This is a genomic window from Chitinophaga sancti (assembly GCF_034424315.1).
Lineage (GTDB): Bacteria > Bacteroidota > Bacteroidia > Chitinophagales > Chitinophagaceae > Chitinophaga > Chitinophaga sancti.
Window position 1 is genome coordinate 260,925 of record NZ_CP139972.1, and the last position, 16,329, is coordinate 277,253.

At 45.3% G+C, this 16,329-nt stretch carries 14 protein-coding genes; 5 read left to right on the plus strand and 9 right to left on the minus strand.

Translation table 11 applies throughout. The features are described from left to right. Positions 1-240: 240 nt before the first annotated feature. Positions 241-1,218, minus strand: a complete 978-nt coding sequence (locus tag U0033_RS00905) for a GNAT family N-acetyltransferase (RefSeq protein WP_072357334.1) — start codon at positions 1,216-1,218, stop codon at positions 241-243. 501 nt (positions 1,219-1,719) lie between these two features. On the opposite strand from U0033_RS00905, the gene U0033_RS00910 reads away from it, so the two are divergent. Next, entirely contained in the window at positions 1,720-3,228 is a 1,509-nt protein-coding gene (locus tag U0033_RS00910; RefSeq protein WP_177318541.1) for a sigma-54 interaction domain-containing protein, read from the plus strand. A 10-nt stretch (positions 3,229-3,238) separates the two neighbouring features. On the opposite strand, the gene U0033_RS00915 is transcribed toward U0033_RS00910, so the two are convergent. The 3 genes from U0033_RS00915 to U0033_RS00925 form a co-directional block, all read right to left on the minus strand. After that, positions 3,239-3,916, minus strand: coding sequence for a response regulator transcription factor (locus U0033_RS00915; RefSeq protein ID WP_072357336.1), 678 nt, complete (start codon positions 3,914-3,916; stop codon positions 3,239-3,241). Positions 3,917-4,173: 257 nt separating this feature from the next. After that, the gene (locus U0033_RS00920) at positions 4,174-4,932 is read right to left on the minus strand and encodes a tyrosine-protein phosphatase (RefSeq protein WP_072357337.1); all 759 of its coding nucleotides are present in this window, start codon (positions 4,930-4,932) and stop codon (positions 4,174-4,176) included. Positions 4,933-4,941: 9 nt separating this feature from the next. Further along, on the minus strand, positions 4,942-5,421 hold the full coding sequence (locus U0033_RS00925; RefSeq protein ID WP_072357338.1) for a GAF domain-containing protein: 480 nt from the start codon (positions 5,419-5,421) through the stop codon (positions 4,942-4,944). Between the two features lie 413 nt (positions 5,422-5,834). Here U0033_RS00925 and idi point away from each other — a divergent pair, with 413 nt between their 5' ends. Together idi and U0033_RS00935 are read left to right on the plus strand one after the other, a co-directional pair. Further along, positions 5,835-6,350 carry an isopentenyl-diphosphate Delta-isomerase gene (idi, locus tag U0033_RS00930; RefSeq protein WP_072357339.1) on the plus strand — a complete coding sequence of 172 codons (516 nt, stop codon included), beginning with the start codon at positions 5,835-5,837 and terminating at the stop codon, positions 6,348-6,350. A gap of 180 nt (positions 6,351-6,530) precedes the next feature. Then, complete coding sequence (locus U0033_RS00935; RefSeq protein WP_072357340.1) at positions 6,531-7,490, plus strand: (-)-gamma-cadinene synthase; 960 nt, start codon at positions 6,531-6,533, stop codon at positions 7,488-7,490. A 51-nt stretch (positions 7,491-7,541) separates the two neighbouring features. Here the strand turns inward: U0033_RS00935 and U0033_RS00940 are convergent, their stop codons facing one another. Beyond that, positions 7,542-8,570 carry a hypothetical protein gene (locus tag U0033_RS00940; protein ID WP_072357341.1) on the minus strand — a complete coding sequence of 343 codons (1,029 nt, stop codon included), beginning with the start codon at positions 8,568-8,570 and terminating at the stop codon, positions 7,542-7,544. Positions 8,571-8,677: 107 nt separating this feature from the next. Here U0033_RS00940 and U0033_RS00945 point away from each other — a divergent pair, with 107 nt between their 5' ends. Together U0033_RS00945 and U0033_RS00950 are read left to right on the plus strand one after the other, a co-directional pair. Continuing rightward, a complete protein-coding gene (locus U0033_RS00945; protein WP_072357342.1) occupies positions 8,678-10,309 on the plus strand; it encodes a sodium/sugar symporter in 1,632 nt (543 codons plus the stop codon). A 402-nt stretch (positions 10,310-10,711) separates the two neighbouring features. Beyond that, positions 10,712-11,590: an inositol oxygenase family protein gene (locus tag U0033_RS00950; RefSeq protein ID WP_072357343.1), complete on the plus strand. Its 879-nt coding sequence runs from the start codon at positions 10,712-10,714 to the stop codon at positions 11,588-11,590. A gap of 221 nt (positions 11,591-11,811) precedes the next feature. Here U0033_RS00950 and U0033_RS00955 read toward each other — a convergent pair whose 3' ends face one another. From U0033_RS00955 to U0033_RS00970, 4 genes are all read right to left on the minus strand, one after another. Next, positions 11,812-11,997, minus strand: coding sequence for an OmpH family outer membrane protein (locus tag U0033_RS00955; protein WP_143150618.1), 186 nt, complete (start codon positions 11,995-11,997; stop codon positions 11,812-11,814). Positions 11,998-12,266: 269 nt separating this feature from the next. After that, the gene (locus tag U0033_RS00960) at positions 12,267-13,388 is read right to left on the minus strand and encodes a cytochrome-c peroxidase (protein WP_072357344.1); all 1,122 of its coding nucleotides are present in this window, start codon (positions 13,386-13,388) and stop codon (positions 12,267-12,269) included. 9 nt (positions 13,389-13,397) lie between these two features. Beyond that, entirely contained in the window at positions 13,398-14,993 is a 1,596-nt protein-coding gene (locus U0033_RS00965; protein WP_072357345.1) for a DUF6850 family outer membrane beta-barrel protein, read from the minus strand. Further along, on the minus strand, positions 14,993-16,327 hold the full coding sequence (locus U0033_RS00970; protein WP_072357346.1) for a DUF4876 domain-containing protein: 1,335 nt from the start codon (positions 16,325-16,327) through the stop codon (positions 14,993-14,995). Before U0033_RS00970 ends, U0033_RS00965 begins: the two co-directional genes overlap by 1 nt. Positions 16,328-16,329 lie beyond the last annotated feature (2 nt).

A 16,329-nucleotide genomic window follows, 5' to 3' on the forward strand; every position in this document is an offset into this window, starting at 1 on the left:
AGTAATGCATTAATATTGCATAACAAACATTGCAAGGGTAGCCCCAGCTGCCTAACAAGAAACAGAAAAGTTCGACAGCTGGGGTTAACAAACAATGGATGAAAGACCGGCTTTCCATTCATGGTTGGCCGTTTTTTTTTGCCCATATGTGAGCAAAAAAAGCCCTCCGGAGGAGGGCTATAAATTAAAACACACTCAACAGGTTTGGTCAAACCTGGTTTTCCAATTTAAAGTCTTCTTTTATACTGCAATAGACAAGCATTGTCTATACTCATTCATGAACGCATGTTGAATCTGTTGCCTGGGAATATGCCAGCTTTTAAACCCGGGATAAGTTGCTGATGTAATAGCCTTACTTGCCAGTAATACATCCATCTTACAACCCATACCTCCTAAATGGAAATATTGCATTCCAGCGCTTCTTCCCAATCCGTCTGCGTCTGCAAGCAGCAGGTGTATGGGGGCATGCTGTAGATAATGCTCATGTGTAGCTGCCAGATGCAATTGCATCATATCATTGCAAAACGTGAGTAAGATCCCCGCTGTGATCTGCGTGCCCAGGCAGGCGAGCAATAACGTACTATCAAAACCACTGGGTCTGAGAATCTGTCTGAACCACGCTTTATCAAAATGAGTATTTACGGACTGCAAATGCGTACTATTCCTTTGATAAATATCTGCAAATGTGTCGACATCATGAATCGACACAGCCTGCCTTACCGTATATCCCTTTCGCCGGAGCAGGGATACGTTGTTATCGAAGTTTTCGCCATAATGCAATTGCTGTTGTTCGGGATTAATGGACAGGTCTACCAGCAGGCTATCGGCATGCTGTTGTAATCGCCCCGTGTGCATCGGTTTAAATGCCGCATGAATAAGGGGATGCAGCAGGATAGACGACTCTGAGATCTGCTGTTCTTTGAGATACTGTAAAAACGCAATTTCAAAGCGCTCCTGTACACCATTGTCCAGTACAGAAAAGCTTTTGCTGGAAACAGGCCCCGCAAAACCATTGATTGAACGTGTACCATCAGCACTGGTATATAGTACGACAGGTAGCGCGATGTAGTCATCACGTTCTTCATAAACCAATAAGAAAGGCTCGCCTGGAAATGTACTATGATAATGCCAGGTATGGTTAAAATCAAATGCATGGGCATTGCGGATATAACGATCCCACCGGGAATTGTCATAGATGGTCACATTGATAAAAGACATAATCTCTACTAGTTTTTCAATAAAGCATAAATAAATCAGCAAAAGCAACGGTTAAGTATCCTTTACTTCCACGATGGGGGTAAAAAAAGGATTATGAGTTTTAGCAAATGGCTTGTTTGGGCAAATCAAACACCTGGCGGGGCACAACAGTATGGTATTGTTTTTGTAAAACAGCCATTGAGATAGCGATAATTTGCCATCCCTATGAGAAACCAACCGGAGAGGAGTTATTCCCCATTCATGTTTGCAGAGACCATGACAGCATCACCAACCATACGGTGAGAATACTCAACTATCCATTCAATTTTCCACCTGGGTGACCCATTAAGAGTCAAGGTCTATGCCATAAGGGTAATCGACTGTGAATCAATTGTATATCATAATTGTCACGGCCATGCTAACTCCAATATATTGGAGTTCTCTAACTGCATGTACAAAATGTTGGAGTTTCAGCTTTTCATGCCCTGCATGAAAGCTTATCTGTTAATGAAAGTTGGGCCTATGGAGTTATTCGGTTTGTTACAATGGTTGTTGCCCGGGAACAATACGGGTTTTCAACCGGACCATGATGCTGTAAAAGGGATCAAAAATGAGGAGGAATTAATGGCGTTTATACAGTCAGTACTCAGGCCGTATTTACACACTATTTCCATGCTGATCGGCATTGCTGATGCTAATGGCGCTATCGCTTTTTGGTGGATGCATACTGAACATGCTTTCCTGTTTCCGGAACTACCGGAGCGGGTACCTGCTGCCTGGTTCTCCAACACTACCTCCAACATATTGGAGTTAAATGCCCCGGATCGTAGAGATGCTTTCCAGACCACTTTATTCAAAAATGGTGTAAAAGAGGTGTTGATCCACTCTTTACAAATTCAGCAGAAAAATTTAGGCTTTCTTTGTTTGCTCTCCGATACAAAAAATACTTTTCCGGTTGCAGTACAGGCAATCGTTAACACGTCTGCGGGCTTATTTGTCGCTGCCTGTCTGCAGGTACTACTCATACAGCTGACGGAGGAACACCGGCAAAAAATGACCGGCGCATTGCCCCTGGCAGTGATTAAAGCCGAAATGATTGGAGGTGCCGCTTTGCAACCGGCCCTGCGATTATTATCGCAGGTGGCACCAACCCCTGCTACGGTGTTACTGACAGGGGAGACAGGAACGGGGAAGGAGTTGTTTGCCGCGGCGATTCACCAGGCATCCCCGAGGCGGAGACAACAGATGGTAAAGGTGAACTGTGCGGCCCTGCCAGCGCAGCTGATTGAGTCAGAATTGTTCGGGCATGAGAAGGGGGCATTTACAGGAGCTTTGCAACGGAGGATCGGGAAATTTGAGCTGGCGGATAAAGGCACTTTGTTCCTGGATGAAGTAGGGGAATTGCCCCTGGAATTGCAGGCGAAACTATTACGTGCCATCCAGGAAAAGGAGATAGAGCGACTGGGAGGGAATGAAACGATTAAGGTGGATGTGCGGATTATTGCGGCGACTAACAGAAATCTGGAAAATGAGATAGCGGCGGGGAGGTTCAGGGAAGATTTGTATTACCGCTTGTTTGTATTCCCTATTAAGTTGCCGCCATTGCGGGAGCGGCTGGATGATATTCCATTGTTGTTGCAGCATATTGCAGGTAATGCAGCCAGGCGCTATGAGCGGCATATAAAAGGGATTGATCCGGCGTGTATACCCGCATTGTTAGCCTACCGGTGGCCTGGAAATATCAGGGAGCTGGAGAACCTGGTGGAGCGGGCAGTGATTGCGGCAACAGATCCATACATAATGATTGTGCCGCCGCAGAGCCGGCGGGTTGCATCATCGTCAGATACATCGCCGCCGCCCACTACCTCGCTGGCAGATGCTGAAAGGACAACGATTATTCAGGCATTGCGGCAATGCAATGGAAAGATCAGGGGCCCGCAGGGTGCAGCAGCGATGCTGGATATAAAGCCCACAACCCTGGAAGCCAGGATGAAGAAGCTGGGAATTGTGAAGGAGCATGTGTTGCGGTAGAATGAATGATTTATCTCATGGCGCCTGCATACCCGATGGCAAATTTCACCAGCGCATTAGGCCCTGACAATTGCAGTTTCTTTGTGATGTTATGCCTGTGATTGTCCACTGTTCGTACACTGATACATTTAAATGATGCAATATCCCGGCTACTCATCCCCCTGGCTATCATGCTTAGTATTTTAGCCTCCGTTTTACTCAGTCTGTCATTAATGGCGATCGTGCTTACTTCCTGCAGGGTTATCTTTTCCCTCGTATAATTTGGGGTATCCCTGATATGATGAAACCTGCTGATGCGGGAGTGGATACTTTTGAGTAGTTCCTCGCCGGTAAAGGGTGCGGCGAGGTAATCGTCAGCTCCCAGGTTCATGCCTTTACGCATATTTGCGGGCGTATTCGGGCGGGAAAAAAGGATGAAAGGAGTTGGCTTTAGCACCGAATCGTTTCTAAGGGTAATCAGGAACTGATAGCCTGTAGCATCCTGTACCAGTGCATCGCAGAGGATCAGATCGGGATGATGTTGATGTGCCATTTCTATCCCCTCTATAATATTATTTGTGCTGAGAAGGGCGTATTGCGGTGTAAGCAATTGCCGGATTTTCCGGGTCATGCCTGCATCGCCTGTTACTAAAAGAACTTGCTGGGTAACATCATTATTTACGCCAGGGTCGATATTAGGTGCATTCATGGTATATGGTTTTTCTCATACGGTTGTGATGAGAATAAACAATCGTTGTTGAATCTGATTAATGGTTTTAGGATCGGAATAGAATAATAACAATCTTTGGGAGGCTTTGCAGAAAAGATATGGGGTTTTTTTGAGTGCGAGACCTGCGTAAAGATATTGATTTTTTTTTAGAATGCGTCATCCACTGCGGAGAGCGGGGTAGGCTCCGGGATAAATAGTGGGCTATAAAAAAAGGCGAAGCATTGCTTCGCCTTTTTTTATAGCTGAGGAACCAGTTGGATCGTATTATTTTTGAATGGGTACGATTCCAGCAATTTCACCAGTTTTTTATCTTTTGCAATTGATTTGATGGCATGCAGGTGTTTGCTGTGATGCAGGTCTGTACCGATGTAATCAACCTGTTTATGTTCTATCAGCCATTCTGCTGCCTTCTGAATATGTCTGCCATAGTAGCCTGTGAGTGACAGCAGGTTTACCTGCAGGAGACATCCTCTTTGTTTGAATACCTTGTATTCTTCGGGCGTTGAATGGAAGTAATTATATCTTTCAGGATGGGCCAGTACGGGGCGGTAGCCTTGTGCTGCCAGTTCAAAGAGCCATTGATGTAACTGCGGGGGAGCACTCATAAATGAGATCTCCACGAGGATCATTTCGCCATTCAGCGTCATGAGGGGCGCTTTCATCAGCTCTTCAAAAAACTCATCCATGTAGTATTCTGCTGCATGATGAAACTGCACGGGAATATTCTTTTCGGCAAGGGCGTTCTTTACCTGCTGATAAGGTTCACTGAGTGTTTCGGCAGAGTTTGGATAACGATCCATCATGACATGGGGAGTCGTGATGATGTTCTGTATACCGAGGGAGTGGAGTGTTTCGATGAATTCTACTGAGGTGTCCAGGTCCTGGGATCCATCGTCCACGGCGGGTAACAGGTGTGAGTGAATGTCAGTGCCAATACCCGCCAGGAAAGGCAGGTGCAGTTCGACATTTTCAGGTTTTTTACGAAAGAAAAACATAATGTTTAATTAATCCTCAAAGTTCAGGCCGGAGATTATTTGTTCCAGGTATTGCTGGTCAATTTCGTCGAAATGAGACAGCTGTTCGCTATCTACATCTAACACTCCGATCACTTCGCCTTGTCGAATAATGGGCAGTACGATTTCTGATCTGGAGAGACTGGAGCAGGCGATATGGCCCGGGAATTTTTCCACGTCGGGAACGATGAGGGTAGCTGCCTGTGCCCAGCTGGCACCACATACACCACGGCCCTTTTTGATCCGGGTGCAGGCTACGGGGCCCTGGAAAGGGGCAAGTACCAGTTCATCATCTTTTACGAGGTAAAATCCTACCCAGAACCAGTTGAATTGTTCCTTCAGTGCAGCGACGGTATTGGCGAGGTTGGCCACCAGATCGGGTTCCCCTTCAATAAGTGCGTTGATTTGCGGTATAATCGACTGATATTGGGCTATTTTGTCTCCCTGTACGATACTTAAATCTTCTGCCATAAGCTGCAAATATACGGGAAAGTTAAGATATGGTTCTGACGGCCCCGACAGGGCTTACCACTGCTCACTTTAAAGATAAAATGAACAAATAATTGTCGTATATTCAGTTCTGATATTTTTTAACCTGGCCCGTTCTTCCTTAACGGTGCACCTATTGAAAATCCCACCCGTTTAATATTGTTTTCAAACACCTTTCGAACCTTAAAGAACAACAAAACATGAGCACCATTCATTCACCACCTCCACAGGCATGATGCTTGTCAGTCAGCATTCAAATTGCGGTAGTGTTGTAGTTGAATGAGACTACAGTTAAAGCACTTCAATTGTAGTGTCAGGAAAATTCAAGCTGCAGCGGTACCCAAATTTGCCAGTTGTTAATATGCCAACCGGGTTTTAGTATATTTGTTACGATTATGGAAGCACAGGTAATTCTAGTTAACGAAAAGGATGAAGTGACGGGGGTAATGGAGAAGATGGAAGCACACCGGAAAGGGCTTTTACACAGAGCATTTTCTGTATTTATCTTAAATGATGCAGGGGAGATGCTGCTACACCAGCGGGCACTTGACAAGTATCATTCGGGTGGATTATGGACAAATGCCTGTTGCAGTCATCCGCTGCCAGGAGAAACGGTTGCGCAGGCGGCCCACAGGCGCCTTTTCGAAGAAATGGGTTTTGATTGTCCCTTATCGGAAGTGTTTCAGTTTACCTACCGTACTGATTTTGAAAATGGCCTTATTGAGCATGAATACGACCACGTACTCATGGGGATTTATAATGGTACAATTAACCCGAACCCACAGGAAGTAAACGATTATCGTTTTATACCTGTAGAAACAATAACCCGGTTGTTGCAGGAACAACCCGCGCAATTTACCAGCTGGTTTAAGCTGGCGTTTCCAAAATTAATTGAGCATCTGGGCAAGTAAAGTTGTCGAAATGCAGTAGGAGGACAAGGGAGCTGTCATCAGAGCCGACAGCCCCGGGAACTTCCTTTCCTGAATGTATGAGGGTTTGATCATCCGGTGCCACCGGAGGTCGGGCCCTTCGTTATTTCTACGCCCTTAAATGCCGCAGATGCGTAAACCCACTTAAAATCCTCTTTAATTATGCCAACGATTATTCTGCCACGGATTACTTATCCGTTTCCCTCACTCATTAATCAGCATGTAGTAGCTGCACACGCCCAGAACCTGGACTTTGTCACTCAGTTTGGTCTTGTCAATTCGCCTGAAGGCATTGCTAAATTTAACAAGGCGCGCTTTGCGTGGCTGGCTGCAAGGGCTTTTCCGCATGCGGAGCTACATGAGCTTTGCGTGATTGCTAATTTTAATACCTGGCTCTTTATGCTCGACGACCAGTGCGATGAGGCACAGTTGGGCAAAAAGGCGGTATACCTGGAGAGCGTAACGGACAGCTTTATGCAAATTCTCCGTAATAATACGCCAGTGGATAGTATCCTGGGCCGCAGTTTCGCAGATATCTGGGAACGCATGCAGGCACTGGGCTCCCCGGGATGGCAATTGCGCTTTATCAGGAGCATGGAAGAGTACTTTACTTCCTGCCATTGGGAAGCCGGTAATCGCGCCGCGGGTGTGACGCCAACGGTTGCTGAATATGTAACGATGCGGCCTTATACAGGGGCTTTATTTGCAGATGTGGAGGCGATTGAGATCATCGAAAAGGTATACCTGCCTTCAGAAATTCTGCAGCATTTTATTGTTCAGCGATTGATTTTAGCTTGTAACAATATTGTATGCTGGAGTAACGATATCTTTTCCTGTGCCAAGGAAGCCAGGCAGGGTGATGTACATAACCTGGTGCTGGTGTTGCAGCATGAGCGCAACCTGTCCCTGCAGGAGGCGGTAGATGAAACTGCCAGGATGCATAATGAAGAAGTGAAATTGTTTACAGCACTGGAGAAACTGGTTCCGTCTTTTGGAGAAGTGATGGATAAGGAACTGGAAAGGTTTATTATGATCCTGCGCTCGTGGATCACGGCGAATTATGACTGGAGTTTTTATGATACAGGACGGTACCAGGTGAGAGAGGTGGAAATTGTGCATTAATTTTGAAAAAAGAAAGAGGTTGTATCTGTCGTTGGATACAACCTCTTTTCATCATGTTTTTTTTATCCTTCTTTCCAGGAGCTTTCCTATCCACCAGAAGGAAGCTGCCAGTATTGCAAAAAAGAGTCCTTTGTGCGTACGATCCCAGAGGTATTCGAAGTAGCGTGTATACATATCAAACAGCAGGAATAATACAGCCATATCCCTTACCATCGGATCCTGTTTTTTGATGCCAAAAAGTAAGGCCCCTGCACATAAGATCGTAAAGCCGATCACCCACCAGAGCAGGTGTACCTGTCGTACCTGCTGCCATTCTTCCCAGCCGGCGGTATTGCCAAAGATGGAGATCATCCAGCCGGAGAGCAGTAGGAGTAACCAGGCACCTGTCCAGGTAATGTCTTCAATGCGTCGGTAATGTTTGTTTTTATAAAACAGCGCATGGATGCCCATCATGATCAGTGCGAGCAGCACCATGCGGCAAGGCAGGTTCATGCCCCAGAAGTAAGGTTGTCCGTTGCTGAGAAAGTAGGTGAGTTTTACAAATGCAGGAATAAGGCAAATAAGTGTGGCCGACCACAATAGCCTGCTGGAAAGCAATACGCCGAGCACGCCATAACTGATCGTAGCAAGCAGCCAGAACATGCCATAATTCCCATTGAGGTAATGCAGGGACTTGCCCAGGTAGACTACGCTGACTCCTATACTGAGTATGGGGAGCAGCCAGAATAATTCCCTGTTCAGTGAGTATACGGGATAGCGTTGTTGCCGGCGATAGCCGTGGATACAGAGGATCACCGTGAGTACGGCAAAACCCAGTGAGATGATGCCATCGTCCAGTGCGTATTTTTGTCTGAGCACTTCAATCCATTTTTCATCGAGCACCAGGGCACCGAAAGCCATGAGGGCACAGGAGATGGCGGCGATGAAAATATAGAGCGTAATAGCCTGCCAGTCCGTAGCGCGGATGTGCCAGGTGCCCCGCAGGTTTTGTGCCTGTTCAGTGGAGATGAGGGAATCACTTTCCCACTGTGAGATGGCTCTTTCGAGCAGGTGGGCATCTTTTTTATCAACTTCCAGCATATAGGGTAAATATAATATAAATTGAAAAGCCTGCATTAATTCCGTATATTTTACTTTCTTTGCCCAGTTATAATTTTCCCTAAGGCCAATTAAACAGCTTAGTTGTAATGAAGCATTTACAGCAACTCGATTATATCGTATTCCTTATTTATTTTGTTATAGTAGCAAGTTATGGCTACTGGATTTACCAACGCAAGAAGTCTACCATGACGAGTTCCAAGGACTTCTTCCTGGCCGAAGGGTCACTGACCTGGTGGGCGATAGGGGCTTCTCTCATTGCTTCCAATATTAGCGCAGAGCATTTTATAGGTATGTCAGGATCCGGGTTTGCACTGGGTTTGGCAATATCGACGTATGAATGGATGAGTGCCGCGACCCTGATTATTGTAGCGGTGTTTTTTATCCCGGTGTACCTGAAGAACAGGATTTATACCATGCCACAGTTTTTGCTGCAGCGATATAACGCGACGGTAAGTACGATTATGGCCGTGTTCTGGTTGCTGGTATATGTATTCGTGAACCTGACCTCTATTATTTACCTGGGTGCACTGGCAATATCTGCGATTTCGGGGATCGATTTTTACTATTGTATTTTCGGACTGGCACTCTTTGCGGTGATCGTGACCCTGGGCGGTATGAAGGTGATCGGGTATACGGATGTGATACAGGTGATCGTGTTGATTGTGGGTGGGTTGGCTACTACGTACCTGGCTTTGCATATGGTAAGCAGGCATTTTGGTTATGGCGATGATATCTTTAAGGGATTGAGCCTGATCAGGGATAAGGCGGATACGCATTTTCATATGATCTTCCCGTCTACGCATCCGTATTATAAGGATCTGCCGGGATTGTCTGTACTGATCGGCGGGATGTGGGTAAATAACCTGAACTATTGGGGATGTAACCAGTATATTATACAACGTACCCTGGGCGCGGATTTGAAGACGGCACGGAGTGGTATTTTATTTGCAGCGTTTTTGAAATTGCTGATACCGGTGATTGCGGTATTGCCAGGTATTGCGGCATATGTACTGTATCAGAACGGGGTGTTTGGTGCGGAACTGCATGATGCTGCCGGCGCTTTGAAGCCGGATCAGGCATATCCTACTTTGTTGAATTTATTGCCTGCGGGCTTGAAGGGATTGGCATTTGCGGCGCTCACTGCGGCTGTGGTTGCATCTCTGGCGGGTAAGGCGAATAGTATTTCCACGATTTTCTCCCTGGATATTTATCATAAGTATATTAATAAAAATGCGTCTGAAAAGCAGTTGGTGAGGGTAGGGCGTTATGTGGTGATCGTGGCGATGGTGATTGCCGCGCTGGTGGCACCGGCATTGCGTACACTGGATCAGGCCTACCAGTTTATCCAGGAGTATGTTGGCTTTATTGCGCCAGGGGTGTTGGCGATCTTCCTGTTGGGATTGTGGTGGAAGCGGACTACGACGAAGGCGGCGATGGCGGGGGCTTTGCTCACGATTCCATTATCAGCGGTGTTGAAGTTCTTGCCGGTGTGGACGGGGGGAGCGTTTCCTGATTTTCCGTTTTTGGATAGAATGAGTATTGTGTTCGGCTTATTGATGCTGATTATGGTGGTAATGACGTTGTTGGAAGAGAATAGCAAATACCAGGAAGCGGTGATTATTGTAGATAGGAAGATGTATAAGGCAACGCCGGGTTTTGTGGTGGGGTCAGTGATTATTATGGGGATATTGACGGCGTTGTATACGGTGTTCTGGTAGCAGGAAATGATGTTGGAAAGTTTAGAAATAATAAAGGCAAACCAGTTCGGTTTGCCTTTATTATTTTCGACGGTGATGGTAGTTGATGTCCTGCCTTTTATTCTTGCTACATTCTGAAGTCTTCCCCTAATTCTATCCGGTTTAAAAGCCAGGGATTGAATCGAGAATTATATTGATTTTCTGACATTTGAGTACTGTTTAAAAAAATGCTACTGAATTTAGATAGTTTCTAAAGGGCGTCCAGATTTTGATAAAACTAATTTATATGCCGAAATTTTGAAGAAAGTTTAAAATTAGCTCATAATGAGGCGTTTTTGGGCAAAATTATTTGCGGAAATCGATTGAAATTTGTAAATTAAGGTTGTCAAGTCTGATTCCACTCTTTTATTTAAAACTACACGTATGAAAGCATATGATTTCTCCGGTGAGGAGCTGCGCCCACTGCAGAGTATTGAACAATGGGAAGATGATGTACTCCTGCGTTATCCGGATGCAGGTGAACCAGCCAAAGCCAAAGAAGAGTTTCGTAATTATGAAAACCCCGGCAGGGATACTGTTCGGGATTTTTATCGCCTTAATCATACCTATCAGACTTATGAGTTTGTGCAGCAGAAAAGGGCTGATTTCCTCCGGTTTAACAGGAAGGAAATGCCGGTGTGGGGAGCGATGGAGTTCCTGAATACTTTAGTGGATGATTCTGATCCGGACATTGACCTGGACCAGCTGCAGCATTTATTGCAAACGGCGGAGGCGATTCGGGCGGATGGTCATCCGGATTGGTTTGTGTTGACGGGTTTTATTCATGATATGGGCAAGGTGCTGTGTTTGTTTGGGGAGGCCCAATGGGCAGTGGTAGGGGATACCTTCCCCGTGGGATGTGCTTTCTCTGACAGGATTGTGTACCCTGAGTTTTTTGCATTGAACCCGGATACACGGGATGAAAGATATAATAGCAAGTATGGTATTTATAGGCCTAATTGTGGATTGGATAATGTGTCTATGAGCTGGGGACATGATGAATACCTGTACCAGATGACGAAGAATTATCTGCCGGAGCCGGCCTTGTATATGATCAGGTACCATTCTTTCTATTCACAGCATCGGGAGCATGCTTATGAGCATCTGATGACGAATCATGACAAGGAGATGTTTGAGTGGGTGAAGAAGTTTAATCCTTATGATTTGTATAGTAAGAGCCCGAAACCACCCGTTATATCTGAATTGAAGCCTTATTATGAGGATTTGATTGCGAAGTATCTGCCGGCAACGATCAGGTTGTAAAAGGCCTGGATTAATAATTCTTTAAGGAGTTGTCTGAATAAAAAATGCGGCCGTTTCAGAAATGAAACAGCCGTTTTTTATTCAGACAACTAATGGAAAATAAATCTTTGCTGAGGTTTTTTTCAGATGGAACAGGTACCCTCCGCTTGCCAGGAGGGGCCTGTTTTTTGAATGCGAGTTTCGCTTGCGTATGGGTTGGGCTATCAATGGCGAAAGACCGCTTATTTTATATTAATAAATCCCTGTTGATAGTGTTGCAGTGAATCATATGCTTTCTGCCCTTCGGGCATACTACTAACTAATTGCTGCATATTTACACAGGCAATTCTGGCCTGTACAAATGAAGTGAAAGATGTGAGCATAGTGATGCATAGTAACAGGATAACGAACGTAAAGTTTTTGCACATAGGCGTTGTTTGGTTAGGAAAAGGATAGCGAAGCAACAATGTCCTCATTAGCAATCCCTTCGGATCGAAACCGCATTGGCAGTTGATCCGCTACCGTGATAATGCTAAGGTGAAAAAAAGGGGCTTAATAAAAAGTTAAGATTATGATAAAGGAAAGTTAAGTAGGGAAGCTGGGGCATCTTCCATTTTCAAGTCCGTATCAACATAAACCCGGAAAGTTCCGTAGGGTTTGTTTTTCAGCCGGCCTGATGGCCGGCTGAAAAACAATATTATTTCGGTAAAGAAGGTCTGTTCACATGTATCGGCCTGTTAGACGCCGCATTCAGAAACGCGACCAACGCATTCCGCTCTTCCAGTGTCAGTCGCAATGGCCGTAAGATTGCATCCGTCTTAGGGAACATCGGATCATTTTCTAATTCAGGTCTTGGTTTAATGATCATCCCGCTGTTATATAACTGAATGATCTGTTCTAGTTCAGGGAACAATCCATTATGCATATAAGGCCCTGTAAATGCCACGTCTCTTAGCGACGGCGTGCGGAAACGACCCACATCCGCGGTATCCTTTGTTATCCCGTATCTGCCCAGGTCCTCGTATTTTCGCTTATAATAAGTAAGACCAATGTTATGAAACTGCTTATCTGTTAAGTAAGTGCCGTAATGACAATTCATGCACCTTGCCTTGGTACGGAATACATGCAGCCCTTTTATTTCCTGGTCTGTAAATGCACTATCCTTACCCTGCAGGAACAGATCGAAACGACTTTTTCTACTCCGGATAGTCTTTTCAAATGCAGTGAGTGCGCTGCTGATATTGTTCAGTGATATCCCGCTTTTGTATACTGTTTTGAACAGGGAATCATAACCTTTGATCGCCTGTAGTTTGGCAGGTAATAATGCCGTATCCATATCCATTTCATGATGTGCGCTCAATGGACCAAAAACCTGGTTATTGAGACTATTCGCGCGGCCATCCCAGAAATAAGTACCACCATAAATGAACACATTTAACAGGGTGGGCGTATTGCGTGTTCCCTGCAAATGATCATTGCCTAATGATACCCTTCTGCCATCCGTCCAGGCCAGGTCAGGCTCGTGACAACTACTACAGGAAATCTGACCGGACCGCGACAGGCGGGGATCGAAGAACATTAATTTGCCTAATTGTACCTCAGGATCCTTCATCCCCTCCGCCCAGGCATTCTCTTTTGGTAATGCCTGCATCTCCTCATATTTAATGCCGCTATCTACATCTGGTCTGGGCCATTCGGCCACCGGTTTACTATACAGGGTACGCAATGAATCTGTTTCGCTTTTAAAATGATTAGCGGTATAGCTGTTCAGTGAACATAAAATAATAAAACTTCCTGCTATCAGAATTGACCTTTTCATGTTGGTGTATTAAAAATAAAATTGCAGGGATATGTTGCCGTATGCCCTATCCTTGCCGGGTTTCATGGCCCCTTCCAGGAGCTGCTTACTTTCGTCAAATGCTTCTGTATAGGCTATTGTTCCTTTCAGGCCTGCATAAAACCCTTTGAAATGTTTATTGTACTGTAAAGAAAATGTGCCACCGGCACTGCTGGCCGCATTCAGGTAGTAATCATATTGAATCACCTGGTGTGTGAAATAATTAACATTCACAGACGTAGTGTAAAGGGTTGGATGAACAGAACCTGTATAATGCAATGCCAGATCAGCCCCCCAGTGATCTTTGTTTTTGGTGGTGTAGTTCCAGCCGATATTAGGTTGTACAGTAATATGCCCGTACTGCATATGATTTCCCGTAATACCATCCATCCGCTCTTCTGAATTATTATTTAGTAATACGCCGTAATTCATCCTGCGACCTGTATACACAGCACGTAATGTATAGCTCTTTGAACGGTACTGGTAGTTATTTGCATTGTAAGTTTCATGGAGATCTTCTCCTTTCAGCGCTTCATATGCAAAGGATACTGCGAAGCGCCGCCTGGACCATAACAGATTGGCTTTCGTTGCAGTCAGCGTGTAATTGGATAATGTATCAAATCCTCCGTCAGAACGATAATAGTAAAATTGCTTTTCTTTAATACGCTTTGCCGTCGCCGCAAAAATGCCCGATGTCTTATTCCGGTATATCAGCGAAAACCCTGCTCCACTGCTTCTAAAACGGGTCCTGTAATTACGGTTGCTTAACTTCGGATTCGGCTCCGCATACCCGTTGATCAGGTAGGTCACATAATCAGGATACACGGTATTATCACCATAGTTCACATTCTTATAAGCTACATTCACGACCTCTGCACCATAACCATAATACCCGTCAACAGTACCCCTAAATTTATTCCCCAGCGAATAACCAGTACCCGCGTTCATCGTAAACTGGTAATCATTGATCGCCCCTCTCGGATCATTCACAGAAAAGTGGTTGCCAATGCGGTAATCTGCTCCCACACCCAAGGGCAGGTGATTGTTTAAAAAGGTATGAGATAATCCTACCTTCGCCTGGTATAAGGTTCTGTGATAACTCACCGCTGCCGGTGATCCAAAGTAATAAGGTGCAGTCGGGTTGTTCCGGGTCTGATGACGGAAACGGGTGCTGTCTTCCACAATACGCTGGTAGTTGAAAGCCCCCCACAGGTCTGTCTTTCCAAGGGTTGTTTTCCCCTCTGTGCTAAACGTGAATGTTCTGTCAGCTGTCGGATCCTGCGCAGCTGCAAATTTCCCCCTGTGCGCCCCGTAATCTATCTTCACTGTATTAAAACCTGAAGGCATCAGCAGATGGATAAGCGTAGGCGAAAGCTTAGCTGCTTCATACAGGAGATACCTGGTAGAATCGCTTGCAAGGCGCATATTAGGGATCTCCATATTTCGTGGAGAGCCTTGTTTTTTCACAACAGGCATTTCCGGTTGTTGGTAGAAACCCAACTGTCCCATAGCAGGATTCACCTGCTGGGCTTGTGCAGGAACAACAGGTGAAAAACCTGCACTGATGAAAAATAGTATTCTTTTCATTATTTGAATCCTCCCGGAGTAGCTACTTCGAAATAATCGAAATCTTCAGTAGAGTTGTTGGTATCTTTCAATACAATCCGACCATTGATCGTCTTCAGTGTTTTACGGATCACGGATTGTGAAGAGTAAGCTCCTTTTGGTACGGAAGCAAAACCTGCATCATACATAGCACCGAATTTCTTAGGAATACGATCTTCTGCATTGATGGGCTGGATCTCTACTGCATCGATCACGTATTTCAAAGGAACCTGGTAGTATTTAGTTGCTGTGGAAGACGGTGTGCTGGTTGAAGGGAAGTTGTACATAGGCCAGTTTTTCACAGCCTGTGAACTGTCTACTTTGAAGATCACATAACCATCACGGCCATTATTGTCCATGATCCAATCATTACCGAAGTACTGGATTACTTCTACGTTTGGTACACTCACGTTATCAACATCTGATGCCAGTGGGGTGGAAAGGAAGCCTGCATAGTAAGTCTCAAAATTTGCCGCACTCAGGTCTACCGTCAGGTCCGGGTTTTTAACAGAAATAGTGGTACCATTCGCACCGGTCCAGGGAACTTTATGGTTCATTGCCGTTTGCGCTATCACGATGCTCTTACCTGGCTGTACCGGATAAGTAGTACCGGTACCCGGAATCATCAGCAGTGTACGCGTATATACGAAGTCGTTATTAGCATCGATACCAGTTGGCATATTTAATGATTGTGTCCAGTCCATCTGGCCATTTGTCTGTGTATAATAGTTGGAAGAAGTAAATGACTGTCTGCCAAACACCTGACCGATGTAAAGGCTGTCAGCATACAATACCTGGTCGCTGTTGTTATATACTTCGAAGAACTGGTCACGGAACAGTGCACCATCAGTACGGTTAGAACCGGCAAAGTATACCTGTTTGATTACCCACTCACCGGTACTACCTGCTACCAGTGTCATCGCAATGCTTACATCATTGCCTACTGCAATTGCCCTGTTTTTTTCAGAAGCGTTGAATGTGACATCTTCTGCCACATAAGTGCCGGTGATGGTATAGTAGTTATCAGCGCTGATGGTAATAGTCGCATCCACATCATAAGTACCTGCAGGAATACCGGCAAAGCGGGCTATACCTGAATCATTGGAGGTGGAAGATAAAATACTGGAGGTAGCAGTATTGGTAAGTTTTACACTCACACCTTTTACTGGTAAGGTATATTCACTGGAGTCCAGGGCATAAGTGAGGTTTACAGCCAGGTTCACAGGTTGGATCCCTGTAGTTACCCCATCTTCCTTCTTACAGGAAAACACAGTCGCGATAATCGTCAGTAGCAGAAAATAACAGATCTTTTTCATTA